Annotated in this window: 25 protein-coding genes; 14 read left to right on the top strand and 11 right to left on the bottom strand. The window is 61.3% G+C overall.

The window, feature by feature from the left end; genetic code table 11:
• Window positions 1–31: 31 nt before the first annotated feature.
• Both BHU62_RS21950 and manA read right to left on the bottom strand, forming a co-directional pair.
• Window positions 32–1,564 (bottom strand): YdgA family protein, encoded by a 1,533-nt coding sequence (locus BHU62_RS21950; protein ID WP_073534557.1) that lies wholly within the window; start codon window positions 1,562–1,564, stop codon window positions 32–34.
• A 142-nt stretch (window positions 1,565–1,706) separates the two neighbouring features.
• Complete coding sequence (manA, locus tag BHU62_RS21955; RefSeq protein ID WP_073534558.1) at window positions 1,707–2,885, bottom strand: mannose-6-phosphate isomerase; 1,179 nt, start codon at window positions 2,883–2,885, stop codon at window positions 1,707–1,709.
• Window positions 2,886–3,373: 488 nt separating this feature from the next.
• Between manA and BHU62_RS21960 the strand changes: the two genes are divergently transcribed.
• Window positions 3,374–3,694 (top strand): hypothetical protein, encoded by a 321-nt coding sequence (locus BHU62_RS21960; RefSeq protein WP_073534559.1) that lies wholly within the window; start codon window positions 3,374–3,376, stop codon window positions 3,692–3,694.
• Between the two features lie 242 nt (window positions 3,695–3,936).
• Complete coding sequence (gene fumC, locus BHU62_RS21965; RefSeq protein WP_073534560.1) at window positions 3,937–5,334, top strand: class II fumarate hydratase; 1,398 nt, start codon at window positions 3,937–3,939, stop codon at window positions 5,332–5,334.
• 41 nt (window positions 5,335–5,375) lie between these two features.
• Here fumC and BHU62_RS21970 read toward each other — a convergent pair whose 3' ends face one another.
• Window positions 5,376–6,041, bottom strand: coding sequence for a peroxiredoxin-like family protein (locus BHU62_RS21970; RefSeq protein WP_073534561.1), 666 nt, complete (start codon window positions 6,039–6,041; stop codon window positions 5,376–5,378).
• A 102-nt stretch (window positions 6,042–6,143) separates the two neighbouring features.
• On the opposite strand from BHU62_RS21970, the gene BHU62_RS21975 reads away from it, so the two are divergent.
• The 3 genes from BHU62_RS21975 to BHU62_RS21985 all read left to right on the top strand — a co-directional run bounded on the left by BHU62_RS21975 (window position 6,144) and on the right by BHU62_RS21985 (window position 8,184).
• Window positions 6,144–7,034, top strand: a complete 891-nt coding sequence (locus tag BHU62_RS21975) for a LysR family transcriptional regulator (RefSeq protein WP_073534562.1) — start codon at window positions 6,144–6,146, stop codon at window positions 7,032–7,034.
• 1 nt (window position 7,035) lies between these two features.
• Window positions 7,036–7,725, top strand: coding sequence for a helix-turn-helix transcriptional regulator (locus tag BHU62_RS21980; protein WP_073534563.1), 690 nt, complete (start codon window positions 7,036–7,038; stop codon window positions 7,723–7,725).
• Window positions 7,726–7,815: 90 nt separating this feature from the next.
• Complete coding sequence (locus tag BHU62_RS21985) at window positions 7,816–8,184, top strand: VOC family protein (RefSeq protein ID WP_073534564.1); 369 nt, start codon at window positions 7,816–7,818, stop codon at window positions 8,182–8,184.
• On the opposite strand, the gene tus is transcribed toward BHU62_RS21985, so the two are convergent.
• Window positions 8,174–9,112: a DNA replication terminus site-binding protein gene (gene tus, locus BHU62_RS21990; protein ID WP_073534565.1), complete on the bottom strand. Its 939-nt coding sequence runs from the start codon at window positions 9,110–9,112 to the stop codon at window positions 8,174–8,176. The genes BHU62_RS21985 and tus overlap by 11 nt on opposite strands.
• Before the next feature lie 332 nt (window positions 9,113–9,444).
• Here tus and BHU62_RS21995 point away from each other — a divergent pair, with 332 nt between their 5' ends.
• The gene (locus tag BHU62_RS21995; protein WP_073534566.1) at window positions 9,445–11,241 is read left to right on the top strand and encodes a glycoside hydrolase family 3 protein; all 1,797 of its coding nucleotides are present in this window, start codon (window positions 9,445–9,447) and stop codon (window positions 11,239–11,241) included.
• Window positions 11,242–11,370: 129 nt separating this feature from the next.
• The gene (locus BHU62_RS22000; protein ID WP_073534567.1) at window positions 11,371–12,657 is read left to right on the top strand and encodes a glycoside hydrolase family 10 protein; all 1,287 of its coding nucleotides are present in this window, start codon (window positions 11,371–11,373) and stop codon (window positions 12,655–12,657) included.
• Window positions 12,658–12,708: 51 nt separating this feature from the next.
• Here BHU62_RS22000 and BHU62_RS22005 read toward each other — a convergent pair whose 3' ends face one another.
• A complete protein-coding gene (locus BHU62_RS22005) occupies window positions 12,709–13,977 on the bottom strand; it encodes an MFS transporter (RefSeq protein WP_171971346.1) in 1,269 nt (422 codons plus the stop codon).
• A gap of 146 nt (window positions 13,978–14,123) precedes the next feature.
• On the opposite strand from BHU62_RS22005, the gene BHU62_RS22010 reads away from it, so the two are divergent.
• From BHU62_RS22010 to bioD, 3 genes are all read left to right on the top strand, one after another.
• On the top strand, window positions 14,124–15,014 hold the full coding sequence (locus BHU62_RS22010; protein ID WP_073534569.1) for a LysR family transcriptional regulator: 891 nt from the start codon (window positions 14,124–14,126) through the stop codon (window positions 15,012–15,014).
• 159 nt (window positions 15,015–15,173) lie between these two features.
• Complete coding sequence (locus BHU62_RS22015; protein WP_073534570.1) at window positions 15,174–16,391, top strand: ROK family transcriptional regulator; 1,218 nt, start codon at window positions 15,174–15,176, stop codon at window positions 16,389–16,391.
• Between the two features lie 143 nt (window positions 16,392–16,534).
• Window positions 16,535–17,203 carry a dethiobiotin synthase gene (bioD, locus tag BHU62_RS22020; RefSeq protein ID WP_073534571.1) on the top strand — a complete coding sequence of 223 codons (669 nt, stop codon included), beginning with the start codon at window positions 16,535–16,537 and terminating at the stop codon, window positions 17,201–17,203.
• 107 nt (window positions 17,204–17,310) lie between these two features.
• Here the strand turns inward: bioD and merR are convergent, their stop codons facing one another.
• Window positions 17,311–17,742 carry an Hg(II)-responsive transcriptional regulator gene (gene merR, locus BHU62_RS22025; protein WP_073534572.1) on the bottom strand — a complete coding sequence of 144 codons (432 nt, stop codon included), beginning with the start codon at window positions 17,740–17,742 and terminating at the stop codon, window positions 17,311–17,313.
• A gap of 153 nt (window positions 17,743–17,895) precedes the next feature.
• Between merR and merA the strand changes: the two genes are divergently transcribed.
• Window positions 17,896–19,494, top strand: coding sequence for a mercury(II) reductase (gene merA / locus BHU62_RS22030; RefSeq protein ID WP_073534590.1), 1,599 nt, complete (start codon window positions 17,896–17,898; stop codon window positions 19,492–19,494).
• Window positions 19,495–19,730: 236 nt separating this feature from the next.
• Here merA and BHU62_RS22035 read toward each other — a convergent pair whose 3' ends face one another.
• Window positions 19,731–20,225, bottom strand: coding sequence for a DUF2938 family protein (locus BHU62_RS22035; protein WP_073534573.1), 495 nt, complete (start codon window positions 20,223–20,225; stop codon window positions 19,731–19,733).
• Window positions 20,226–20,294: 69 nt separating this feature from the next.
• Here BHU62_RS22035 and BHU62_RS22040 point away from each other — a divergent pair, with 69 nt between their 5' ends.
• Complete coding sequence (locus BHU62_RS22040) at window positions 20,295–20,687, top strand: helix-turn-helix domain-containing protein (protein WP_073534574.1); 393 nt, start codon at window positions 20,295–20,297, stop codon at window positions 20,685–20,687.
• Here the strand turns inward: BHU62_RS22040 and clcB are convergent.
• Window positions 20,684–21,985 carry a voltage-gated ClC-type chloride channel ClcB gene (gene clcB / locus BHU62_RS22045; RefSeq protein ID WP_073534575.1) on the bottom strand — a complete coding sequence of 434 codons (1,302 nt, stop codon included), beginning with the start codon at window positions 21,983–21,985 and terminating at the stop codon, window positions 20,684–20,686. The two genes, BHU62_RS22040 and clcB, sit on opposite strands and share 4 nt — an antisense overlap.
• Window positions 21,986–22,237: 252 nt before the next feature.
• On the opposite strand from clcB, the gene BHU62_RS22050 reads away from it, so the two are divergent.
• Complete coding sequence (locus BHU62_RS22050) at window positions 22,238–23,725, top strand: MDR family MFS transporter (protein WP_073534576.1); 1,488 nt, start codon at window positions 22,238–22,240, stop codon at window positions 23,723–23,725.
• Window positions 23,726–23,775: 50 nt separating this feature from the next.
• Here the strand turns inward: BHU62_RS22050 and BHU62_RS22055 are convergent, their stop codons facing one another.
• Both BHU62_RS22055 and BHU62_RS22060 read right to left on the bottom strand, forming a co-directional pair.
• On the bottom strand, window positions 23,776–24,075 hold the full coding sequence (locus tag BHU62_RS22055) for a DUF1161 domain-containing protein (protein WP_019455911.1): 300 nt from the start codon (window positions 24,073–24,075) through the stop codon (window positions 23,776–23,778).
• Between the two features lie 90 nt (window positions 24,076–24,165).
• Window positions 24,166–24,534, bottom strand: a complete 369-nt coding sequence (locus tag BHU62_RS22060) for a DUF1283 family protein (protein WP_073534577.1) — start codon at window positions 24,532–24,534, stop codon at window positions 24,166–24,168.
• A gap of 148 nt (window positions 24,535–24,682) precedes the next feature.
• Between BHU62_RS22060 and BHU62_RS22065 the strand changes: the two genes are divergently transcribed.
• Window positions 24,683–25,009, top strand: a complete 327-nt coding sequence (locus tag BHU62_RS22065) for a YnfA family protein (protein WP_004938563.1) — start codon at window positions 24,683–24,685, stop codon at window positions 25,007–25,009.
• Window positions 25,010–25,046: 37 nt separating this feature from the next.
• On the opposite strand, the gene ydfG is transcribed toward BHU62_RS22065, so the two are convergent.
• A complete protein-coding gene (ydfG, locus tag BHU62_RS22070) occupies window positions 25,047–25,796 on the bottom strand; it encodes a bifunctional NADP-dependent 3-hydroxy acid dehydrogenase/3-hydroxypropionate dehydrogenase YdfG (RefSeq protein WP_073534578.1) in 750 nt (249 codons plus the stop codon).
• Between the last annotated feature and the right edge of the window lie 96 nt (window positions 25,797–25,892).

Genomic DNA, 25,892 nt, shown 5'->3' on the forward strand with positions numbered 1-25,892 from the left:
GCAGGGGGCCCTTGATCAGGCTTTCAGGCGATTACTGCGCCGGTGCCGGAGCGGGTTCCGCATCCTGCGCAGGCTCACCGTCTTCCGCCGGGGCGCCCAACAGGCCGAATTGGCCGATGAACTCCTGCAGCGACATCTTGTTGCCGTTCAGATCAACCTGGTTGTCGGCATAATGGAACTTGCTCGCAATCACGCCGTCTTTCTGGGTGGTCAGTTTGAACATCTGGCCCATCGCCGCCAGACCCTGCACTTGCTGCTGCGCCAGTTTCTGTGCGTCTTCAGCGTTGTAGCCTTGCAGCAGTGCGGTTTGCGCGGTCACTTCGGTGGCCATCGCCTCCGGGATAGTCAGGCTGAGATCCAGCTTTTTCACCACGCGTGCGACCATTTGGTCCGGCGATTCGGCCTGCGCACCGGCTTTGCTCGGATCGGTCAGCGCCAGATCCAGCGTGAAGGTGCTTTCACCCTTGCTGTTTTTCCAGCTCAGTGGCGCGACGCTGATGCTCGGATTGCCTTTCAGCAAGAGCGGCAGGTACTTTTGCAGCAGTTCGGTGGTTTGCTGTTCGTAGACGTCCGGGTCCAGATTCTCACCCTGCTGCAGCAGCGCCATGGCCTGCTGGTTGTAGCTATCGGCGAAGTCTTTCAACGCCTTGCCGTCTACGTTGTCGATTTTCAGCGTCAGTTTGCCGGCGCCGAAGTCGTTGCCCTGCACCTTGAGCGCGTCCATGGTGTAGTCGATCTGGCCGCCGATGTTGCTGCTGCCTTGCTCGCCGAACTTGCTCACCAGGTTGAAACCGTCCAGTGCCACGGCATCTTTGCCGTCAACAGCCAGTTTGAACTGCTTCAGCGTCATCGTCTGATCGCCGAGCTTCACGCCGAACTTGCTCTCGTTGCTGGTGCCTTTCAGGTTGAAGCCCTGGAAGGTGATCTGTTCGTTTTGGCCGAAGGCGTTCGGGCTGCTCACCGCGATGTTATCGCTGTTGGCGTCCAGCGCAATGGTCTTCAGATCGCTGGATACGTCGGCGTTGAGGGTGGCGCCGCTGAATTTCAGCGAGGATTTATCCTTCTGGTAGTCCAGCGGGATAATGTCGATGGCGGAAGCGGTATCGCCGCTGTATGAGATGCGCGAATCGGCGGTAAACAGCGATTTGCCTTTGGTGATCTCAAACAGTTCCTTCACCGCCGGGGTGTTTTCCAGCTGGGTATGCACCGACGCCATGCTCGGCAGCAGGTTGAATTTCTTCAGCTGAGCGAAGGGGAACGGGCCGTGGTCGATGGTTTCCAGGAAGGCCACTTCATCACCGGGCTTCAATTCTGCGCCGTTGGCGGCGTCGTTGCCGTCGGCGCGCAGTACCAGGCGCACCTGGCTGTTGAACAGGCCGCGTTGGTAATTTTCATAGCTCAGCTTAACGCCGGCCTTCGGCAGGTAAGCCTTCAGCTGGCCGTTGGCGTTGTCGACGACTTCGCCCATATGCTGTTCGATCAGTTTCCCGGTGTACCAGGATGCCCCGGTCCATGCTGCGCCAAGAACCACAATGACGCTGACAGCGACTAACGATTTTTTCATAGCTCTGTTTCATCCTTTTTTCTTATAACCCTCCGCTGCGAGGGAGGGGGGCAAACACGGGCCGACAAAAAGCGCCCGCAGGCGCTTAATTGTGGGGGCAGCTCTCGCTTTCAGCAAGCAATTTGCTGAAATTTATCAACGGTTAGGCCAGCTGGTTATAAACCCGGGCGATGCGACCGCTGCCGCTGACATTTACCGGTGATTCGAAAGCGCCGATAAAGCAGGATTCGCCCGGTTTGAGCGTCAGACGTTGCCCCGATTTTTCCAGCGTCGCTTCGCCGGCGACGCAGAACACGATGGCCGCGCTGCGTTGCGCCAGCGGTTGCGGCACGGCGGTCAAATCGTGCAGCGAGAAGGCGAAGTCCTCCACCGGGATCGGGAAGAACAGCTCATTACCGCGCTGCTCCGGTTGGGTCAGCAGACCGGATGCCGGCTGCGGGCGGAACTGCAGGTTGGCCAACAGTTCAGGCACGTCGATGAATTTCGGCGTCAGGCCGGCGCGCAGCACGTTATCCGAGTTGGCCATCACCTCCAGCGCCACCCCTTTCAGGTAGGCGTGCGGCGTTTCGGCGTACAGGAACATCGCTTCGCCCGGTTCGAGCTGCACCACGTTCAGCAGCAACGGTGAAAACAGACCGCTGTCGTCCGGGTAGAAACCGGCGATAAAGCGCACGGTATCCCAGGGCTCGCCCTGTTGGTTATTGAGCGCGGCTTTCAACACGCCGAGCGCCAGCGATTTTTGCTCGCCGCTCATTGTCAGCAGGCTGGCGAACAGGGTAGACAGGCGCGCGGTGTCCGGCTGCTGCAGGAAGGCGGCGATATCATGGTGCGCGCCGGCGATAGGCTGCAGCAGGGAAACGATATCGGCCAGTTCGCGGAATCCGTTCATCGCCAGAAACGGCGTCAGGGCGAACACCAGCTCGGGTTTGTGGTTGGGATCTTTGTAGTTACGCTCGGCGGCGTTCAGCGGGATGCCGGCGGCATTCTCTTTGGCGAAGCCGATCTCGGCTGCCGCTTTGCTGGGGTGAACCTGGATCGACAGCGGCTGATCGGCGCAGAGCACTTTAAACAGGAAAGGCAACTCGCCAAAGCGGCTGGCAACGTCGGCGCCCAGCTGCTTTGGCTGGTCTTCATCGATCAGATCGCGCAGCGAACGCAGTTCGCCGTCGGCGCTCTGCACGTGGGAAGGGCTCTTCGGATGCGCGCCCATCCACAGTTCGGCCATCGGCTGGTTATCGGGGTTGGCGATGCCGTAAAGACGGGTCAGCGCATCGTGGCTGCCCCAGGCGTAATTCTGTACCGCGTTGGTCATTTTTTGCATGTCGATAAACGTCCTTTGCGTCATTGCCGTATTTTCGGCCAATAACTTACTGATTTTATGCGATTACCTAAATCTGTGCCGACGACCATCATACGCCCGCGTCGGCAGGAAAAATCATGGGCGCGATCAAAATAACACCGGATAACGTCGCGCCCGGCAAAGCGGCCAAAGTATAGCGTGATAACGATCGGCGCCTCAAATGGCGGGCCGACGGGATGGCGAGCTGATTGGCGGCAAAACGGGCCCGTCTGCCGATTATTTCGCGGGGCAATAATTTATTATCGAGAACGCGACTTTCCAGAGCCGTTATTTATTTCCCACCATGTCAAAATATGTCGTTTGAATTTAATTTTTACCGCCTGAGCCATTCTCTTATTATTATTTTTGCACCGCGCCGGGCGATCACACGCAGTGCTTAAACCTGAGCGGCAGACCTCTTTACCGTAGCCGGCAAGCCGTCGATTTAACGAAAATGAGAGGTCTATAGCATGAAAAAACTGTTGTTGCTGTTAGGGCTTTGCACCGGCGCCGCCCAGGCGGCGGTGATCGTCACTTACCCCTATGCGGCTCCGCGCGCCGTAGTGATTGCGCCGGCGCCGATCGTCGTTGCGCCCGCGCCGGCGGCGGTTTACGCCGCGCCGCATCCTTTGGCGAGCAGCGCCGGGGCGGTGGCGGCCGGGGTCTATCGCCATAATGAACGGCAGGACGCCTATGATGAGATCAATCACCTGCAGCAGCAGCGTATCGATGAGCTCAATCATTTGCAGGCGCAGCGCATCAATAATTTCAATTCGCGCCATCCGCGTTAATTTCAGCCGCGCTTTTATTTATCCAGACTCAGGCGCCGCCGTTTATTTCGACGTGGCGTAATCTGCGCCAAAGCCGGCGGAGAATAACCTCGGTATTAATGGGTAAAAGAGATGAAACGTGCTGTGAGATAACTCTCTTAATGCGAATAGTTATTATGTCACTATACTGGGAGTGTGTGTCGGCGGGGGGTAACGCGCCGGCCTAACCCTACATTTTTAGGAATTATGCTAAGGAGACAATGATGGCAGGCGTTCGTATCGAAAAAGACTCTATGGGCCCCATCGAAGTACCGGCCGACAAGCTATGGGGCGCGCAGACCCAGCGCTCGCTGGCGCATTTCCGCATTTCCTCCGAAAAGATGCCGACCGCACTGATCCACGCGCTGGCGTTGACCAAGCGTGCCGCCGCGCAGGTTAACGTGGATCTGGGGCTGCTGCCGGCCGAGCGGGGCGCCGCCATCATCAACGCCGCCGATGAAGTGCTGGCGGATCGCCATGCCGACCAGTTCCCGCTGTCCATCTGGCAAACCGGTTCCGGCACCCAGACCAACATGAACATGAACGAAGTGTTGGCCAACCGCGCCAGCGAGCTGCTGGGCGGCGTGCGTGGCGAAGAGCGCAAGGTGCACCCGAACGACGACGTCAATAAAAGCCAGAGCTCCAACGACGTGTTTCCCACCGCGATGCACGTGGCGGCGGTGATCGCGTTGCGCGAACACCTGATCCCCGAGCTGAAAGTGCTGCACAAAACGCTGAGCGACAAGGCCGAAGCCTACCGCGATATCGTAAAAATCGGCCGCACCCACCTGCAGGACGCCACGCCGCTGACCCTGGGGCAGGAGATCTCCGGCTGGGCGGCGATGCTGGCACACAGCCTGAAGCACATCGAGGACAGTATCCCGCACATTGCCGAGCTGGCGTTGGGCGGCACGGCGGTCGGCACCGGCCTGAACACCCATCCGGAATACGCGGTGCGCGTGGCTAAAACGCTGGCGGAATTGACCCATCAGCCGTTCGTTACCGCCCCGAACAAGTTCGAAGCGTTGGCGACCTGCGACGCGCTGGTGCAGGGGCATGGCGCGCTGAAAGGGCTGGCGGCCTCGCTGATGAAAATCGCCAACGACGTGCGCTGGCTGGCGTCCGGCCCGCGCTGCGGCATCGGCGAAATTGCTATCCCGGAGAACGAGCCGGGCAGCTCCATCATGCCGGGCAAGGTCAACCCGACCCAGTGCGAGGCGATGACCATGCTGTGCGCCCAGGTGCTGGGCAACGATGTGGCGGTGAACATTGGCGGCGCTTCCGGCAACTTCGAACTGAACGTGTTCCGCCCGATGGTGATCCACAACTACCTGCAGTCGATTCGCCTGCTGGCCGATGGCATGCAGGGCTTCAACGAGCACTGCGCGGTGGGCATCGAACCGAACCGCGACCGCATCACCCAGTTGCTGAACGAGTCGCTGATGCTGGTAACGGCACTCAATACCCACATCGGCTATGACAAGGCGGCGGAAATCGCCAAGAAAGCGCACAAGGAAGGGCTGACGCTGAAAGCCGCGGCGCTGAAGCTGGGCTACCTGACCGAAGCGCAGTTCGACGAGTGGGTGCGGCCGGAAGCGATGGTCGGCAGCATGCAGAAGTAATCACGTCATGCCTAAATGGGGCGCGGTTGCGCCCCGTCTTTTCAAGCCAATCTCTCCAGCACCGATAACAGCGCCTGCGGCTCCGGCCGCCGGGTGTAATCGGCGTGCGCTTCGGCATAGGCAATACGGCCATCGCGGGAAATGACGAACCGCGCCGGCAGCGGCAGCGTCCAGCTGTCATCCTGGTTGAATTGTGCCAGATCGAGGCCGAGCCGCTGTTGATACAGGGCGATCAGCGCGTCCGGCAGGCGGTAACGCAGGCCGAATTGGGCCGCCAGGCGGTTGCCGGCATCGCTGAGCAGCGGAAAGGTGAGATGGTGATCGCGCGCGGCCTGGCGGTTATGCGCCGCACTCTGCGGCGAAACGGCCAACAGTTGCGCGCCGTGCTGCGTGATGGCGGGCAATGCGGCCTGCAGCGCCTGCAGATCGAGCGAACAGTAGGGGCACCAGATCCCGCGATAAAAGCTGACGACCAGCGGCCCGTTCGCCAACAGCGCCGCGGAAGAACATGGTCGATTTTCGCTGTCCGGCAAGGTAAAGTCGGGCGCGGCGTCGCCGAGCTTCAGCGTGCGTTCGGCGATGCCGGAAGCGATCTGTGTTTGGATCGCCTCACGCATCAGCGCGTGCTCTTGTTCTGCGAGTGTGAACGGCAGTTGGCCGGCTTCGAACTCCGCTTTGAAGGCATCGAGTTTGTCTTGCAGTGTCATGCGTTCTCCTGACGGGAATGAGGGTTGTGCTCATCTTGCCCATTCCGAAATGGCGCGTGTAGACTGCAATAGATGCTAACCGTTATTCCATTAAGGAATGTTATGGGTAAATTTGCCGATTACGAAACCTATGCCTGCGTTTACGAGAGCGGTTCTTTTACCGCGGCGGCGCGGCGGCTGCACGTGGGGCAGCCGGCGGTCTCGAAAGCGGTGGCGCGGCTGGAACAGCAGCTCGGTACGCGCCTGATGCTGCGCTCGACCCACGGCCTGCAGCCGACGGATGCAGGGCAGCAGCTGTATCAACGCACCCGGCGTATCCTGAACGAGCTGGCGGAAACCGAAGCGCTGGTGCAGAACGCCGGCGAGACGCTGAACGGCCGGCTGCGGGTCGCCTCGGCGGCGGTGTTTGCCCGCATCGTTCCCTTGCCTGATTTGACGGCGTTTATGCGCGCCAACCCGCGTTTGAGCGTCGATCTGCTGCTGGATGACGGCAACCTGTCGCTGATTGAAGAGGGCATCGATATTGCCCTGTGTATCGGCGAGCTGGAGGATTCCGGCTTTACCGCCCGCAAACTGGGTGAGGTAAAGCAATGCGTGATTGGTACGCCCGGCTATTTTGCCGCCGCCGGTATGCCGCAGCGGCCGGAAGATCTGTTGCAGCACGAGATGGTGATCTACCATCGCCGTGGCGGCGGGGAACAGTGGCGTTTCAGCCGCGGAGGGGAACAGCGCGCGCTGCGGCTGCCGGGGCGCATGCGGGTCAATGCGGCCGAGTGCGTGCGCGAGCTGGTATTGGCGGGCTTCGGGCCCACTATCGCCAGCGAAGGTATGTTCCGCAGCGAGCTGCAAAACGGGGCGGCGATCGCGGTATTAGCGGACTGGCAACTGCCGCTGCTGGCGCTGTGGGCGGTGTTCCCCGGTGGCCATTTCGTCTCGGCCAAGGCGCGGGCCTTTGCCGATTTTGTCCAAACCGCGTTATGCAGGGAGCCGTGATATGTCGCGCACGCAACGTTTACTCGATCTGATGCAGCTGTTGCGTAGCCACCGTTATCCGGTGGCGGGCCATGCGCTGGCGCAGACGCTGGGGATCAGCATGCGCACGCTGTACCGCGATATCGCCACGTTACAGCAGCAGGGGGCGGAGATCGTCGGCGAGGCGGGCGTCGGCTATGTGCTGCGCCCCGGTTTTATGCTGCCGCCGCTGATGTTCTCGCAACCGGAAATCGAAGCGCTGGTGTTGGGTATGCGTTGGGTCAGCCGCCGTGGCGACAGCCAGTTGGCGCACGCGGCGGGCCAGGCGCTGGCCAAAATCGCCGACGTGTTGCCGCCGGCGCTGCGGGAAGAACTGGAGGCCAACACGCTGTTAATCGCGCCGGCTCAGGCGCCGCAGGTGTCGGACGAGATGCGCGTGCTGATCCGTGATGCCATCCGCCGCGAACGCAAGCTGCATATTCACTATCTCGATCTGGCGGGGCGGCACAGCGAACGTCTGCTGTGGCCGTTTGCGCTCGGTTTCTTCGATCAGTTTCAGATGCTGGTTGCCTGGTGCGAGCAGCGTCAGGCCTTCCGCCATTTCCGTCTCGATCGCATCCAGGCCGCTGCGCCGCTGGAACAGCGTTATCCGCGCGGCCGGCGGCGGCTGCTGAAAGAGTGGCGCGTTAGCGAGGGGATTGCGGAGCAATAACGGCGTACTGCTGCCATAAACTGTCAGCTGCACGTCTTAGTCTGTCTCTATCGGGAACCGGCCGGTTCCCATCACCAAGAGGACAGACCGATGACCCTTCCCAGCATGACGCTGCTTTACGTCGACAACCCGCTGAACAGCGCCGCCTTTTATCAACGTTTACTGGGACAGGCGCCGGTGGAGCTTTCCCCAGGATTCGCCCTGTTCGTGCTCAACAACGGCTTCAAGCTGGGGATGTGGGCCAAACAGGGGGTAAAACCCGTCGCCACGCTGACCGGCGGCGGCGGGGAACTGGGCTTTTTATGCCAGGATCCGCAAGAGGTGGAGGCGCGCTATAACCAGTGGCGCGAGCGCGGGCTGGCCATCGAGCAAACGCCGACGGAGATGGAGTTCGGTTATACCTTCGTGGCGCTGGATCCGGACGGCCACCGCCTGCGGGTGTATGCCCTCAGCGAGTAGCGGCGTCGGTATACAGATGCAGGCGCGGCACCAGCAGCCGCAACGGCCTGGCGTCGGGTTTATAACGGTGTTTCACCGATTCTGCGTCGTAGTTGAGCAGTTCGCCGATCTTCGGCACCGTGGCACCGCTTTCCACCTGACACAGGGCGATCAGCGGCAGCGGGCAGGGGTGTTGCACCTGCTTTTGCTGTTGCTGATACCACACGCGGGCGATGGGTTGCACTTTCACCGGCCGCTTGATTTTCAGCGTTGCGTGCTGCGGCAGACGGCTGACATCGTCGAGTTCGCGGCTGACCAGGGCGGCCCACTGTTCACGACTGTGCGGCGGCACCGCGCGGCCGGCTTTCAGGCTTTTCTCCAGCTGTGCCAGGATATCGTCCCGCTTGACGTTTTTTATGATGTGCTTGTTGGCCCAGCCGAAACGCACGGAGTCGGGATTGGTCAGCGCGGTGAGAGTGCGATAGGCGCTGAGGGTGATCAGCCCGTGCAAATGGGTGTGTACGAACTCGAAACGCTGCTCCGGTGCCAGGCCGGAATCGACGGTGATGATCTGCTCCAGTTCGCCCTTCAAGCGATTGATGAGCGCCAACTGCGTTTGCAACGCCTGATATTCCGGTTGCTCCACCGCCAGGCAAATGACGCCGGGCAGGCGCACGGCGGCCTTGCTGCTGACATTCTCCCGGTTGTGGTGGATGAACAGCCGCTGATAGTGCTCCAACGCCAGATCGCGCGCCGCTTGCCCCACATGCTGTTCGACCGCGATATGCGAGATGGCCTGATGCTCCTGGCCTTTTTCTATCTCCGGCAGGCTGAACACCCGCGCCGCCAGCAACCGCAGCGGGGTTATCTGCTGCTGCAACGCGCCCAGCGCTTGCTCCAGCTCGATAAAGCAGGCATTCATCCGGCCGATCACATCGTATTTGTTCATCGCGCGTTCCTATTTTAGTTACAACATACTATAGGTGAACGACAGACTGGGGGCAACATCGGCCTCTGGGCCAGGGGCAGCTTCACTGGCCACCCGGCTTATCAGCGGAAAATGCGCCATAGCGGCCTCTGGTAGCAGGGCACGCAATACACCCGGTATGCGTAGTGTTTTGATTCATTGATGGATTTTCTCCCGTGCGTTTGTGTTTTGTTTAATCCATTTTCCGATCGCCGTTGTCCAATCACTGGAACAAACAGAATGGCAGGACGCTATGAGCCCTTGGGGTTATCTTTTCTTCTGTCATTAACGGGTGCTTTAAACGGAGGTTTACTGTGGATATTAAACAGAAAGTCAAAAACATGACGCTGGAAGAGAAGATCGGGCAAAAAATCATGCTGGATTTTCGCTACTGGGATCAGAACGGTAGCAGCAATCAGGATATGACCGTTCCCGATGAAGCCATTGGCAAGCTGATCGCCGATAACCACGTGGGTGGGGTGATCCTGTTCGCCAATAATCTTAAAGACAAGCAGCAGATCAAAAGGTTGACGGCCTGGTATGCCGCGATGAAAACCCACGCGGGCATTCGTTTGTTTATTGGCACGGATAACGAAGGCGGTAACGTTTTCCGGCTGCCGCGCGGCGACTATGCCTCATTCCCCGGCAATATGGCGCTGGCGGCGGCGATTGAAGGGCGCGCGGATGAACAGCTCGCCGTTGAACAGGGCAAGCTGATGGCCCAGGATATGCGCGCGTTGCATATCAATACCAACTTTGCCCCGGTTGTGGATGTCAACACCAACCCGTTCAACCCGGTGATTAACGTTCGCGCCTTCAGCGATGATAAGAACACTGTTTCTCGTCTGGCAGAGAAAATGGTGGCGGGCATGAAACACCAGGGGCTGATCACCGCGTATAAACACTTCCCCGGCCATGGCAGCACCTCCACCGACTCGCATAGCGGTCTGCCGCGCGTCGATCGCACGCGGGAAGAGGCCTTTGCCATCGATATCGCCCCTTACAAGCAGGCCATCGATCGCTGCGCGGCGCCGGACATGGTCATGACTGCGCATATTCAGTACCCGGCATTGGATAACCTCCAGATAGACACCCGCAGCGGTGAAAAAATCACGGTGCCGGCCACCATGTCGCATGAAATTCAGACCCAGATCCTGCGCAATAAATTGGGGTATGCGGGCGTAACGATTTCAGATGCGCTGGATATGGGCGCGATTGCCGAGCATTTCAGCCAGCAAGCGGCGGCTGAAAACGTCTTTGCCGCCGGGGTGGATATTGCCCTGATGCCTGTCAGCATCGCCTCGCCGGCCCAGGCGAGCCTGCTGCCGGCGTTGATCCGGTACCTTGCGGACAGAGTGAAAACGGGGCACCTCAGCGAGGCTGATATCGATGCCTCGGTCGAGCGAATTTTGCGCCTGAAATTACGCCATAGCCTGATGGGCCATAGCGATAGGCCGTGTTCCAACGACGCTGCGTCGTCAGCGCACAAGCTGGAAAAACGCATCGCCGATCGTTCCATTACCGTGGTTATCAACCGCCACAGCCTGTTGCCGTTAAAGGACAAGGCGCTGCGCTACTTTATTCTGACGCCGTGGGGCGAGCAGGCCAACGGCATTGCGCGCGTGATGGCGCAGGAGGGGTATCAGAACGTCGTTGCCGCGAAGGAAACGGAGCTGAGCGACGCCCAGATCAGGGAACATATTGCCGGCTGCGACGTGTTCTTGCTCGGAACCCTCTCAACCCGCTTTACGCCTGCTGAACAGGATGGGGTCGTTACCTCCGCAACCGGAGTGGGTAATGACAGCAGCCCCTATCCGGGATGGTTGAAGTACGCCGCCGAACAGGGGAAAAAACGCGTTCACCTCTCACTGCGCGCACCTTACGATATCGTGAACTATGCCGCAGAGGTGGAGGCGGCCGTCGCAACCTACTCCTACTACGGTTATGACAGCGGCGTGTGGCGTGGCCCTTCGATGGCCTCTTTGGCGCAGGTGCTGACGGGCAAAATCAAACCGCAGGGCAAATTGCCGGTCAACACCTGGCATGACTACGATGTGGAAACCAATACGGGCAAGGTGGCGTTCCCTCGCGGGACTGGGCTGAGCTGGTAATGGGATAAGGACACCGGCGTCGTCTGAACAGGGCGACGCCGGCAGCGAAATAGCATTGAGAAATCGGGCAGTTTATTGCTCTGTACGCAACGACATGGGATAACCGTCACTCACGGAAGGAGAACCAGGATGCCGACAGGCGCAAAAAAATTAGGCGGATGGCTGTTGATGGCCGCAATGCTGGGCGTGAGCGGATGCGCCAAGCCGCCCGAGCCGGAGAAGCCCCCGCAGCCGACACCACCGATAACACCGATGCGGGGCATCTGGCTGGCCACGGTCATTGGCTTGGACTGGCCGCCGGCGGCCTCCCTGAAAGCGGAAACCGCGCAAGAGCGGGTTCGCCTGCAGAAACAGGGGCTGACGGACGCGCTGGACGAGATGGTGAAAACCGGGATTAACGCGGTGTATTTTCAGGTTAAACCGGACGGCACGGCCCTGTGGCGCTCAAATATCTTGCCCTGGTCAGAAGTCTTGACCGGCACCGTGGGCCAGGATCCGGGTTTCGATCCGCTGGCCTTTATGCTGCAAGAAGCGCACCGGCGCGGCATCAAAGTGCATGCCTGGCTGAATCCCTATCGGGTTTCCATGAATACCCGCCCACAAACGATTGATGCACTCAATCATACGCTGCAGTCACCGCCGGCTAGCGTCTATGCGCTGCATCCCGACTGGATACGCACCGCCAACGAGCGCTTCGTACTCGATCCCGGTCTGCCCGACGTGCGCAACTGGATCACCAGCGTGGTAACTGAAATTGTCAAAAACTATGATGTCGACGGCATTCAGTTTGACGACTATTTCTATTACGAAACGCCGCAATCGCCGCTGGATGATGAACGAACGTATCGCGCATACGGAAAAGGATTTGCAGACAAAGCCGCCTGGCGCAGGGACAACACGCTGCAATTGATAAAACAGGTTTCAACCACCGTCCGAGCGTTGAAGCCCGCGGTTGCGTTTGGCGTCAGCCCGGCGGGCGTATGGCGAAACAAGGCGGACGATCCTGACGGCTCGGCGACGCGGGCCGGCACGCCATCTTACGATACGGCCTATGCCGATACGCGCCAGTGGGTCAAACTGGGGCTGCTTGATTACATCGCGCCGCAGCTGTATTGGCCTTTTGACCGTGAAATTGTCCGCTACGATGTGCTGGCCCACTGGTGGGCCGAGGTGGTGAAGGGCACGCCGGTCCGGCTCTATGCCGGGGTGGCGCTGTATAAAGTGGGCACGCCTGCCGCCAGCGAACCGGCCTGGACCGTCGACGGCGGGGCCCCCGAGCTGAAAAGGCAGCTGGATCTCAACGAAAGCCTGCCGGGGATGGGGGGAACCATCCTGTTCCGGCAACGTTACTTGACTGAGCCGCAAACGGACAAGGCGGTGGAGTCCCTACGCACCCGCTGGAAAACCGGCCAATAATCACAGGCACTGACATGACGAGCCGCGGCAAACCACCGCGGCTTTTTCTTTTCAGAGGCGGGCCGCTTCCGGCAGGCGTTTCAGGTAATGCACCACCAGCAGCGCCAGCAGCAGCATCAGGCTGATAAACGCCGCCACGCCGTTCCAGCCGAAACTGTGCCAGAACACGCCGCCGAGGGTGCCGGCCACGCTTGAGCCGACGTAATAGCAGAACAGATACAGCGACGACGCCTGGCCTTTGGCGCGGCGCGCGCGGCGACCGATCCAGCTGCTGGCTACCGAATGGGCGGCAAAGAAACCGGCGGTGAACAGCATCATGCCGATAAAGATCGCCGGCACCTGCGGCAGTGCGGTAATCAGAATCCCGATCAGCATAATCACGATCGAAGCCAGCAGCACCGGGCCGCGTCCGAAGCGCGAAGTGAGCGCGCCGGCCTTGGGTGAACTGTAGGAGCCGGTGAGGTACACCACCGACAACAGGCCGACGATCGCCTGGCTCAGGTGGTAAGGATCTGCCAGCAGACGATAACCGATGTAGTTGAACAGGGTGACGAAACTGCCCATCAGCAAGAAGCCCTCCGCGAACAGCAGCGGCAGCCCCTTATCGTGCCAATGCAACTTGAAGTTGATCAGCAGGGTGCGCGGGCGCAGCGAACTGGCGCGAAAATGCCGCGAGGCGGGCAGGATGCGCCAGAACATGCAGGCGGCGGCGAGGGCGAACAGGCCGATGACCCCGAGCGATACGCGCCAGGAGAAGAAATCGGTCAGCACCCCGGTGACCAGACGGCCACTCATGCCACCGATCGAGTTGCCGCTGATATACAGCCCCATCGAGAAGGCGACGAAACTCGGGTGGATCTCTTCGCTGAGGTAGGTCATGCCGACCGCCGCCACGCCGCTCAGCGACAGGCCGATCAGCGCGCGCATTAGCAAAATGCCGTGCCAGCTGGTCATAAAGGCGCAGATCAGTGTGCAGACCGCCGCCAGCAGCAGCGCCACCACCATCACCGATTTGCGGCCGATGGCGTCGGACAGCGGCCCGGTGAACATCAGGCCGATCGCCAGCAGGCCGGTGGAGACCGACAGCGACAGGCTGCTTTCCGCCGGCGATACGCCGAAATCTTGTGACAGCACCGGCAGGATCGGCTGCACGCAATAGAGCAGCGCGAAGGTCGCCAGCCCGGCGGAAAACAGCGCCAGCGTCACGCGCATAAACTGCGGCGTGCCGCGTTCAATATAGGGGAGTTTGTGGTTGAGGGTGGCGCGTTTTACTTTTGGCGCAGCGGCCGCGTCATCGTTGGCGGCCAGCGTCGACGGCATCACGGCCGCAGAACGCACAGGGGTTGTCACAGCGTTTCCTTACCGAACTTCGGGGAGATAACAGACACTTCACAGAATGAGAAAATGATAGGGAGCAGGGAGTTTTTGTCTAATATATTAATAATTGCAATTAAGACGTTTAAAATATGAATATCGAGCTGAGACACCTGCGTTACTTTATCGCCGTGGCGGAAGAGCTGCACTTTGGCCGCGCCGCCGAGCGGCTGCGTATCTCCCAGCCGCCGCTCAGCCAACAAATCCAGGCGCTGGAAGAGATGGTCGGCGCGCGGCTGCTGGCGCGCAACAACCGCAACGTCAGTTTGACGCAGGCGGGGGAGATGTTCCTCAAAGAAGCCTATCAGGTGATCGATCAGGTTGGGCGCGCAGCGGAAAAGGCGGCTCGCCTGGAGCGCGGCGAACTGGGGGAAATGACCATCGGTTTTACCTCTTCGGCGCCTTTTATCAGCGTGGTGTCGCGCAGCCTGCGCGCTTTCCGCCAGCAGTTCCCGCAGGTGCACATCAAGATGCGCGAAATCAACACCAAGCAGCAGATCGAACCGCTGCTGAATGGTGAGCTGGATCTGGGGGTGATGCGCAACACGCGGCTGCCGGAGGCGCTCAACTACCAGCTGCTACTGCGCGAACCGCTGGTGGCGGTGCTGCCGGAGGGGCACCCGCTGGCGGAAACGCCGGGCGGCGCGCTGCGTTTTCAACATCTGGCGCAGGAGCCGTTCGTGTTCTTCTCGCGTGAAGTGGGTACCGCGTTGTACGACGAAATTTTGCTGCTGCTCGGCAAGGCCGGCATTACCCCGTATATCACTCAGGAGGTCGGGGAAGCGATGACCATCATCGGCCTGGTGTCCGCCGGGTTGGGCGTTTCCATTCTGCCGGCCTCTTTCGCCCGGGTGCGGGTGGATGGCGTGCGCTATCTGCCGTTGGCGGAGCCGGACGCCACCACTGAGGTTTGGTTGGTGCATCATCGTCGGCGGCCGCTGACCGCTGCGGCGAAAGCGCTGATGGCGTTGATGCTGAAATGACGCCGCGGCTGGGCAAATAAAGCGCAATTCACGCTGGAATCGCGAGGAATTTGTGCAGCAAATCACATAACGAATCAAATAGTTGACGCTTTATGACAAAAGCCCCACCATACCCCCTAGTCTTTATTTAGAAGCGCGAAAAATAGTAGGAGCAGGTTTGTGATTGCGGTTGGGCAGCCTGGGCATATCGATCAAATCAAACAGACCAATGCGGGGGCGGTTTATCGGCTAATCGATCAGCTGGGCCCGATTTCGCGCATCGAACTGTCAAAACGCGCGCAGCTGGCGCCCGCCAGCATCACCAAGATCGTGCGCGAGCTGCTGGAAGCCCATCTGGTCAAGGAAACCGAGTACCAGGAGATCGGCAGCCGGGGCCGGCCGGCGGTTGGCCTGGTGCTGGACACCGAGGCCTGGCACTACCTTTCCGCCCGCATCAGCCGCGGCAGCATCACGCTGGCGCTGCGCGATCTCAGCAGTAAATTGGTGGTGGAGGAGCAACTGCCGCTGGCGGCCGAGCACCCCGAACCGCTGCTGAAACGCATCCTGACCGAAGTCGATCAGTTCTTTATTCGCCACCAAAGCAAGCTGGAACGGTTGACGGCGATCGCCATTACGCTGCCGGGTATTATCGACGTGCAGTCCGGCGTGGTACACCGCATGCCGTTTTACGACGTGCTGGAGATGCCGCTCGGCCCGGCGCTGGAAACCCGCACCGGTCTGCCGGTCTACCTGCAACACGACATCAGCGCCTGGACCATGGCCGAAGCGCTGTACGGCGCTTCGCGCGGCTGCCAGAACGTGATTCAGGTGGTGATCGACCATAACGTCGGCGCCGGGGTGATCACCGGTGGCCACGTGCTGCACGCCGGTAGCCACAGCGTGGTGGAGATCGGCCATACCCAGGTCGATCCTTACGGCAAGCGCTGCTACTGCGGCAACCACGGTTGTCTGGAAACCGTGGCCAGCATTGAAAACATGCTGGAGATCGCTCAGCAGCGGCTGAACGGTTCGATGAGCTCCAGCCTGCACGGCGCGCCGTTGACCGTCGAATCGCTGTGCGACGCCGCGTTGGCGGGCGATCAGCTGGCGCGAGACATCATTCTCGGCGTCGGCCACAGCGTGGGGCGCATTCTGGCAATCATGGTCAACCTGTTCAATCCGGAGAAGATCCTGGTGGGCTCGCCGCTTAACCGCGCGGCGGAGATCCTGCACCCGGCCATCGCTTCCTGCATTCGCCAGCAGGCGCTGCCGGCCTACAGCGAGCAGGTGAAGGTTGAAGCCACGCAGTTCTTCAATCAGGGCACCATGCCCGGCGCGGCGCTGGTGAAAGAGGCGTTGTACAACGGTTCGCTGCTGGTGCAGTTGCTGCAAGGCTAACATCAGAACTTCTTATAATTCCGCAAAAGATTGAGCTACCTCAAGCCCTAACGTCGTGGCATCCCCTAGAATTTTCCCGTTCGACTTCCTCGCCGCCGGTGCGGCGACACATTGTTAACGGGGCATTCCGGGGCATTTTATTCATGTTGAAGCGTTTATTTGTTACAGGCACGGATACCGACGTCGGTAAAACCGTGGTTTCCCGCGGGCTGATGCAGGCGTTGGCCGCCGGCGGCCGCTCGGTGGCCGGCTACAAGCCGATCGCCGCGCGCTGCCAGGAAACCAGCGAGGGCATCCGCAATAAAGACGCTTTGGTATTGCAGGCATCCTCAACCTTGCCGCTGTCATACGAAGAAATTAACCCCATCACCTGTCTGGATGAGGTGTTTCATGCGCATGCAACCGAAGACATCAACTACGGCGTGATGAGCAGCGGTCTGCGGGATCTGTCAGCCAAAGCCGATACGGTGGTGGTGGAGGGCAGCGGCGGCTGGCGGGTGCTGATGAACGATCTGCGGCCTTACGCCGAATGGGTGGTGCAGGAACAGCTGCCGGTGGTGCTGGTGGTGGGCATCAAGTTGGGCTGTGTCAGCCATGCGCTGTTGACCGCGCAGTCGATCATCAACGACGGTCTGCCGCTGCTGGGCTGGGTAGCCAACCGCATCAACCCGGGGTTGGCGCACTACGCCGAAACCATCGCGGCGTTGCAGCAGCGCATTCCCGCGCCGCTGCTGGGGGAGATCCCATATCTGCCGCGCGCGGAGCAGCGCGAACTGGCGCACTACCTTGATGTCTCCACGCTGTTGCGCTAACAGGGAACAACAGAAAACGCGCGAACCCTGAACCGGGCTGGCGGATGCCGCCCTGGTGGAGCGTTTCGTGTTGTTCGTGGCGGCGGCAAGAAACGGTTTTCCTTACGCTAAGATGCCGCGTTGCCGATGGGCTCGCCCGCCTGCAATGCGGCGATCAGCGGGCAGGAAACGTAGCCATTGCGGGTGCGACATGCACCTATAAGCTGCGACAGCGCGGCCTCCATGCGCGCCAGATCCGCGAGCCGCTCTCGTATGTCATTGAGTTTGCGTGCGGCCAAATGGCTGGCTTCCTCGCAATGCGTCCCGTCTTCGAGCCTGAGCAGTTCGGCGACCTCACCCAGACTAAAGCCCAATCGCTGGGCCGACTTCACGAATTGCACCCGCGCCACATCCGCATCGCCATAGCGGCGAATGCCGCCATAAGGCTTGTCCGGCTGGGGCAGCAGCCCCTTGCGCTGATAAAAACGGATCGTTTCCACATTGACACCAACCGCCTTGGCCAGTGCGCCGATCGTCAGGTTTTCAACATCGTTGTGCATGCCGTTTGACTCCGTACTTAAGTACGGGAGTAAGGTACGCCATTCATCCGAGATTTAAAAGAGTGCAGCCGCTGGCGTTTGTTTTGCCGATCGGAGTCCACCATGAAGACGCTGTTGAACGGAGAAACAAGAATGAAAGACGCAAGCACGCCAATGATCACACTGACGATTGACGGAATGACTTGCGCTGCCTGCGCCGGGCGGGTCCGGCAGGTGCTTGAGAGCGTGCCCGGCGTGCGCTCGGCTGCGGTTTTCTGGCCCAATACGCGGGTTGAGGTGACGGTCGATGACGGCGTCAGCGCCGACACCTTGGCCGCCGCCGTGACGAGAGCGGGCTACCGCGCCAGGGAGAACAACGCATTGCGGATCGCAGTGATTGGCAGCGGGGGCGCCGCTATGGCGGCGGCGCTGAAGGCGGTCGAAAATGGTGCGAGAGTCACCCTGATCGAGCGTGGTGCGATCGGCGGCACCTGTGTCAACATCGGCTGTGTGCCGTCCAAGATCCTGATTCGCGCGGCACAGGTCGCTCACTTGCGGCGAAGGAGCCCTTTTGAGGCGGGCCTCAGCGCGAGCGCGCCGGTGATTGATCGTCCACATTTGCTCGCCCAGCAGCAGGGCCGCGTTGATGAACTGCGCTATGCCAAATATGAAAGCATCCTGGCCTCGAACCCGAACATCACCGTCCTTGAGGGCGCGGCGCGTTTCAGCGACGGGTATACGCTTGCGGTGGCGCTGTCGGCCGGCGGCGAGCGGGAGGTGTCATTCGACCGATGTTTGATAGCCACTGGGTCTGGCACCGTAGTGCCGCCGATCGTTGGCCTGGAAGCTACGCCGTATTGGACGTCGACCGAGGCGCTGGCCAGCGACGCGATCCCCGAGCGGCTGGTGGTGATAGGTTCCTCGGTGGTCGCGGTTGAGCTTGCGCAAGCCTTTGCCCGTTTGGGCAGCCGGGTGACGATTCTGGCGCGCCACTCGCTGTTCTTTCACGGCGATCCGGCCATTGGGGAAACCGTGACAGCCGCATTTCGTGCCGAAGGCATCGACGTGCTGGAGCACAGGTTGGCGAGTCGGGTATCGTTTATCGGCGGTGAATTCGTGCTTGAGACGAACCAGGGCCAAGTGCGGGCCGATCAGCTGCTGGTTGCGACCGGACGATCACCCAACACCCACGACCTGAATCTGGCGCGGGTGGGCGTGAAATGCGACGAGCGCGGTGCCATTGAGAGCGACGCCGGCATGCGCACCAGCGCGCCGAATATCTATGCCGCCGGTGATTGCACCGATCGGCCACAATTCGTCTACGTCGCGGCAGCGGCCGGGACGCGTGCGGCGATCAACATGACCGGCGGCGAAGCGCGCCTGAATCTTGATGCGATGCCGGCGGTGGTCTTTACCGATCCGCAAGTGGCCACGGTGGGCGTCACCGAGGCGCAGGCCCGCCGTGCCGGGATTGAAACCGACAGCCGCACGCTGACGTTGGATAACGTGCCCCGCGCATTGGTTAATTTTGACACGCGCGGATTTATCAAATTGGTGGTCGAGGCGGGCAGCGGCAGGCTCATTGGCGTGCAGGCGGTAGCCGCAGAAGCGGGGGAAATGATTCAAAGCGCCGCGTTGGCGATGCGCGCGGGCATGACCGTGCAAGAACTCGCCGAACAGTTGTTTCCCTATCTGACAATGGTGGAGGGGCTGAAACTCGCCGCGCAAACCTTCAGTAAAGACGTGGCGCAGCTGTCGTGCTGCGCCGGCTAACCTGAGAAACCACAATGCGCCTTGCGCATTATACCGATGCACTTATCACGCGCCTGACGGTGAGCAATTGGCCCGAGCGTTGTCACCTGGTTCGATGCCGCCCGGTCACCTCGGCAACGCTTGCCTGGTGCCCCGGCATTGAGATTGTCACCGTCAGGCGGCTTTGCTGTCGGTCGCCGGCGTGCTCAGAGGCTGTTGCGCAGCATTCGGTAGCGAAAGGGGGGCACAAATCGCACTCAGGCGCAGAGCATCACCGGCAGCCGGGCGGCGATCAACAAGCCGAGCCCATACACCGTGTGCGTTAGCAGGCTGAGGAGCCGCGCTCTGTGCGGGTTGGCGGTCTTGGCCGCCGCCACGCCAAAGCCCAGCGCGGGCTGCATCACCAAAAACGGCGCCGCCAGGCTCAGCCAGCCGCTCAACAACGCAACCCGCAGGTCCGGCGCCGCATACCAGCCCGAGCCGGCCAAACCGAGCGGGATAAAAGCAAACGCGATGCCGATGGCGTAGTGCAGCACCCAACCCATTTTTCTTTCTCCCCTGCGCGGCGGCGCCGTGACGATAGTGGCGTAGAACCATCGGCCGTCGAACATGCCGAGAAACCAGCGCCCCACCAGCGCGTAATCGAGGGAGGGGATGCCGAAGCGCCGCTTCAGCAGCAACGCCCACAGATCCATGCAGAGGGTGGCGCCGGCGCCGGTTAACAGGATGCGCAGTAACAAATCGGGGGTCATACGGGTGTCCTTAGCTCAGTGACGTGATAATGTGCGCACAGTGTGCAACTTAAAGTCGACTTCAAGTCAATGGCAAAAGAATGGGATATCGGTACGGTGGCGCGCCTGAGCGGGGTCGCGCCTTCCGCGCTGCGGCATTACGAGAAAAAGGGGCTGATTGCGTCGATTGGCCGTCACGGTTTACGTCGCCAATACGACGCCGGGGTGATCGACCAACTTCGGCTGATCGCGCTTGCGCGCCTGGCCGGTTTTACGCTGGATGAGATGAGCGCCTTGTTTGACGAACGGGGCAAGATAGCGCTCGATCGCGGGCTGCTGGCGGCGCGGGCGGATGAGCTGGATCGCCATATCCAGAGACTGATGCAGGTGCGCGACGGGCTGCGCCATATGGCCGATTGCCCCGAACCCGAGCACCTGCAGTGCCCGCAGTTCAGGAAAATCCTACGGCAGGGCGAGTTCTAAGCCTCACGTTTGGGCGGCGGCGCCGAATGGTACACCGATACCGGCCGCAGGCCGCGCGACACGGTGGTGGCGATCACGCAAGCGAGCAGAATGCCGGGCAGTAGCGCGTATTCGCCGGTCATTTCAAACACCATCAGCGCCGCCATGATCGGCGCATGGGTGGTGGCGGCCAGCAGGGTGGCCATGCCGGTCAGCGCCAGCAGCAGCGGCACTGCCGCATCCATGCCCGGCCACAGGCCAAACAGCTGACCGATCATCGAACCGAGCGCGGCACCGACGAACAGCGTCGGGGTAAAGACGCCGCCGGGCGCGCCCGAGCCGCTGCTGGCGAGGATCGCCAACAGTTTGCACACCAGGATCGCGCCCAGCAGCAGCACGCCGGGCGGCGCGATCAGCAGCGCCTGCACGACGCTGTAGCCGTTGCCCCATACCTGCGGGAACAACAGCGAGAGCAGCCCGACGATCAGCCCGCCCAGCGCCAGCTGTAACGGCGGTTTCAGGCGCAGCGAGCGGAAGGCGCGGCCGGTGGCGGTCATCGTCCATAAAAACAGCGGCCCGCCGGCGCCGGCCACCACGCCGACCAGCGCAATCAGCAGGTATTGCGTCGGCAAGGGCGCGGGGAGCGGCGTCACCAGATAGAGCGGTGCCTGGCCGCCGTTGAGCAGGTTGGTCATCAGCAGCGCGCTCACCGCGGCGATCACCACTGGGCCGAGCGAAGCCAGCATTAGGGTGCCGAACAGGATCTCGGCGATGAACAGGCTGCCCGCCAGCGGCGCATGGTAGGCGCTGGCCATCCCGGCGGCGGCGGCGCAGGCCACCCACAGTTTCCACTCTTTCTCGTGCGTAAAACGCTGGGCGAAGAGCGAACCCACCAATGCCGCCAGCAGGATCATCGCGCCTTCGCGGCCAATGGCGCTGCCGCTCGATACCACCAACAGCGACGCCAGGCATTTCACCAGGCTGGCGCCGGTGTCCAGCTTGCCGTTGCCGGTTTCTATCGCTTCCATATAGTCGGTGGGCGCCGCCGGCCGCTGGTGACGATAGCGTTGGTGGATATACAGCAACAGGCCTGCCGCCAGGCCGCCCAACGCCGGGGTCAAGGCACGCCGCCAGCCGGGCAGTGCGGCGGCGGCGGCCACCAGACTGCCGTCGGCGTTGCCGAGCAGCAGCCATTCCAGGCCGATCATCGAGCGGTGGAACAGCCATACCGCCAGGGCGGCGGCGACGCCGATAAACACGGCGATAAACAGGCTGCGCAACAGGGCGCGATAGTGGTGCAGGTGGACCAATCTTTTCATGCGTGGGCGGCGTCGTGAGAAAAATCAAAGGGTCATCAGCGCATTGTGCTTGGCGCTCCGGCCGATGACCAGTGAATCTTTATTAAACTGCGGACCAACGAGAAGTCTGTTTTTACGTTACGACGTAACAATTGGTCCAAATGGTGCGATGCCTCGCCGGCAACGGCAGGATGTGAGGGCGGATAAGCGCGGCACAGGTGCTTGCTGGTATACTTAGAGAAAATAAAAACGCCAGGAAGCCTGCATAACGCCATGACAAATCACGTTTCGTCCCCACCCGTTGCCCACCGCCCGCTGATTCTGATCGCCTGTATGCTGGCGATGTTCATGTCGGCGATCGAAGCTACCATCGTCGCCACCGCCATGCCGACCATCATCGGCGATCTCGGCGGCTTCTCGCTGCTGGGCTGGGTGTTCGCGGTCTATTTACTGTCGCAGGCGATCACCATCCCCATCTACGGCCGGTTGGCGGATCTCTACGGCCGCAAGCGGGTGTTCTTCTTCGGCGCCACGCTGTTCCTGCTGGGATCGGTGTTGTGCGGCTTCGCTCCCGACATGTATTGGCTTATCGGCTTTCGTTTGCTGCAGGGGCTGGGCGCCGGCGCCATCATGCCGATCGCCTCCACCATCATCGGCGACATCTACAGCGCCACCGAGCGGCCGAAGGTGATGGGGTACCTGTCGAGCGTGTGGGGCGTATCGGCGATCATCGGCCCGCTGTTGGGGGCGTTTATCGTGCAGCACCTGCCGTGGGCGCTGGTGTTCTGGGTCAATCTGCCGATCGGCCTGTTGGCGATGTTCTTCCTCTGGCGCTATCTGCCGGCGCATCAGCTGCTGCGGCGGCACGCGCTGGATCTGGCCGGCACCGCCTGGCTGACACTGTTCGTCTCCGCGCTGCTGCTGGCGCTGTTGCAGATGGAAAGCCTGGGATGGTGGGTGGTGCCGTTGCTCGCGCTGGCGGCGGCATCGCTGGCGCTGCTGATCCGCCAGGAGCGGCGCGCGGTCGAACCGTTGTTCCCGCTGGCGCTGTGGCAAAGCCGGGTGATCGTCGCAGGCAACATCGGCGGGCTGGTGATTGGCGCGGCGATGATGGGCATCAGCGCCTTCCTGCCGACCTTCATTCAGGGCGTGATGGGCGGTTCGCCGCTGGAGGCGGGCACGACGCTGGCGCTGATGTCGATAGGCTGGCCGCTGGCCAGCACGCTGAGCGGTCGCCTGATGTTGATGACCTCGTATCGCGCCACGGCGCTTTTGGGGGCACTGCTGCTGGTGACAGGCGGCCTGATTCTGCTGATGCTGCAGCCGGAAGGTGGCCTGCTGTGGGGCCGAGTGGCGGCGTTTATGGTCGGCGCCGGCATGGGGCTGTGCAACACCACGTTCTTGGTATCGGTGCAGAACGCGGCGCATTACAGCATTCGCGGCATCGCCACCGCCTGTACGGTGTTTACCCGCATGGTGGGCTCGGCCATCGGCACCGCCATTTTGGGGGCCACGCTGAACCTCAACCTGCAGTGGCGTTTGCCGGAGACGGACGATCCGGTACAGCGGCTGATGGAACCGGCGGTGCGGCATAGCATGGGGAGTGAAGCGCTGGCGCAGCTGACCCAGCAAGTGGCGGCTTCGCTGCACTGGGTGTTCCTGGTTTCTGCGTTGGTGTCGTTGCTGGCGCTGGCGGCGGCGATGCTGATCCCGGCGCGTTGTCGGCCGCAGGGCGAAGAGGAAGAGGCGGAGCAGGCGTAAGGGAAAAGGAAAGGGCGCTGCTGTTGCGCGCCCTGGGTAGCCGATGCGGCTTATTGCGTGTTGGAGGTGTCCTGGCTGGTGCCGGTCTGCGCCGCGTCACCGCGATCGTCGCCGTTGTTCAGGCGGGTATAGACGATCTTCTGGGTGTCGTTTTCGCAGTGGCCGACCACCTGTCCGCCCGCTTGATCGGCCTGATCGTTAGGCACGATCTCCAGTTTGAAGCCGGACTCCGGAACGCCGTTATTGACGATTTTTTGCGAAATGTCCGCTTTCACGCTTTCGCAGGAGGCCAGGGCCGCCAATGGGGCGCCGGCCAACAGCACCGCGGTTAATATCAGCGTTTTTTTCATCGCGTCATCCTTATTTGACAATGGACTTCCTGTAACAGAATAGCAGCAACGGCGGCCGAGTTTCACGCCTGCTCGCCCGCCGCAGGCGGATTAAGGAATAATCCGACGCCCGGTCTGGCGATCCAGACATTTACGGGTGTCCGGCTCCCAATATGCGTTGACGTTGTTGCTGTCGTTGCAGCGATCTTCGTCATCCGCGGCGCGATCGGCCTTGTCGAACTCTTTCTCGACGCGAGTGTTAACCTTGTGGCGCAGGGATTTGGTATCATTCCACTGCTCTTTGCTCTGGCGCGCCTCTTCGGTGCTCATCGCGCCGCTGCCTTTGCCATCGACAGTGACACAGGTGCTGCCCTGAGTGCAGGTGGCGGCCAGCGCCGGCGCCTGCCAGGCGCCCATGACGGCCAGTATGGCGACCGGCAGCATCCCGCGCAGCAGTCGTTGGGTCGAAAATGTTTTCATCGTTTCATCCTTATGAGTGAGTGCGCCTGATGATGGCGGCACTGGCGTTACCTCGCCCGCAGGCGTGGTGACAAATATACCACCGCGCTCCTGGAATTCACCAGCCAAGCGCCGTTTCGTTTAATTTATCGAGAGAAAACTGCGACCGATGTTAAAAACCACGCTGTTGTTTTTCGCCACTGCGCTTGCCGAAATTATCGGCTGTTTCCTGCCTTATCTCTGGCTGAAGAAGCAGGGCAGCGCCTGGCTATTGCTGCCGGCGGCATTGAGCCTGATGCTGTTCGTTTGGCTGTTGACGCTGCATCCGGCGGCCAGCGGGCGAGTCTACGCGGCTTACGGCGGCGTGTATGTGGCGACGGCGCTGCTGTGGCTGCGGGTGGTGGACGGGGTGAAGCTGTCTGCGCTGGACTGGGTCGGCGCCGGGGTGGCACTGGCGGGCATGCTGATTATCGTTTCCGGCTGGCGCGCGGCCTGAGGAAACACGGCGGGAGACGCCCCCCCGCCGTCAGGCTTTAAGCGCCGCGGTGGATGTTCAGCCCGGCGAAGGACTGGCTGACCGGCATCATTTCCAGCGTGTTGATGTTGACGCGCGCCGGCAGGGTCGCGACCCAGAACACCGACTCGGCGATGTCTTCCGGCGTCAGCGCCTCGGCACCTTCGTAGGTTTTGTTGACCTTGCCGTCATCGCCCTTGAAGCGCACGTTGGAGAACTCGGTGCCGCCCACCAGGCCCGGCTCGATATCGGTCACGCGAATGCGCGTGCCGTGCAGATCGGCGCGCAGGCCCAGGCTGAACTGCTTGACGAACGCCTTGGTGGCGCCGTACACGTTACCGCCGGCATAGGGCCAGTTGGCGGCGGTGGAGCCGATGTTGATCACGTGGCCGACGTTGCGCTCGACCATGGCCGGCAGCAGCGCACGGGTCATGTTCACCAGCCCTTTGGCGTTGGTGTCGATCATGGTTTCCCAGTCATCGGCGTTGGCTTTGTGCGCCGGCTCCAGCCCCAGCGCCAGCCCGGCGTTGTTCACCAGCACGTCGATTTGGCGCAGCTCGGCCGGCAGCGCGTCGATCGCCTGCTGGATGGCGGCGCGGTTGCGCACATCGAGCCGCACGATATGCAACGCTTCGCCCAACTCGTCCTGCAGTTCTTCGAGGCGCTCAAGGCGGCGCCCGGTGGCGATCACCTTATGGCCTTCACGGATAAAACGGCGTGCGATGGCCTCGCCGAAACCGGAGGTGGCGCCGGTAACAAAAATAATCATGTTGCTGTTCCTCAACTGTTTTTACCCTACATACCACTATCATTAGCACAAACCCGCAGGCAGTGGCAGCGGTTATCGCGGCGGAGAGAAAAAAAG

Source organism: Serratia marcescens (assembly GCF_001902635.1).
In the GTDB taxonomy this organism is placed as follows: domain Bacteria; phylum Pseudomonadota; class Gammaproteobacteria; order Enterobacterales; family Enterobacteriaceae; genus Serratia; species Serratia marcescens_F.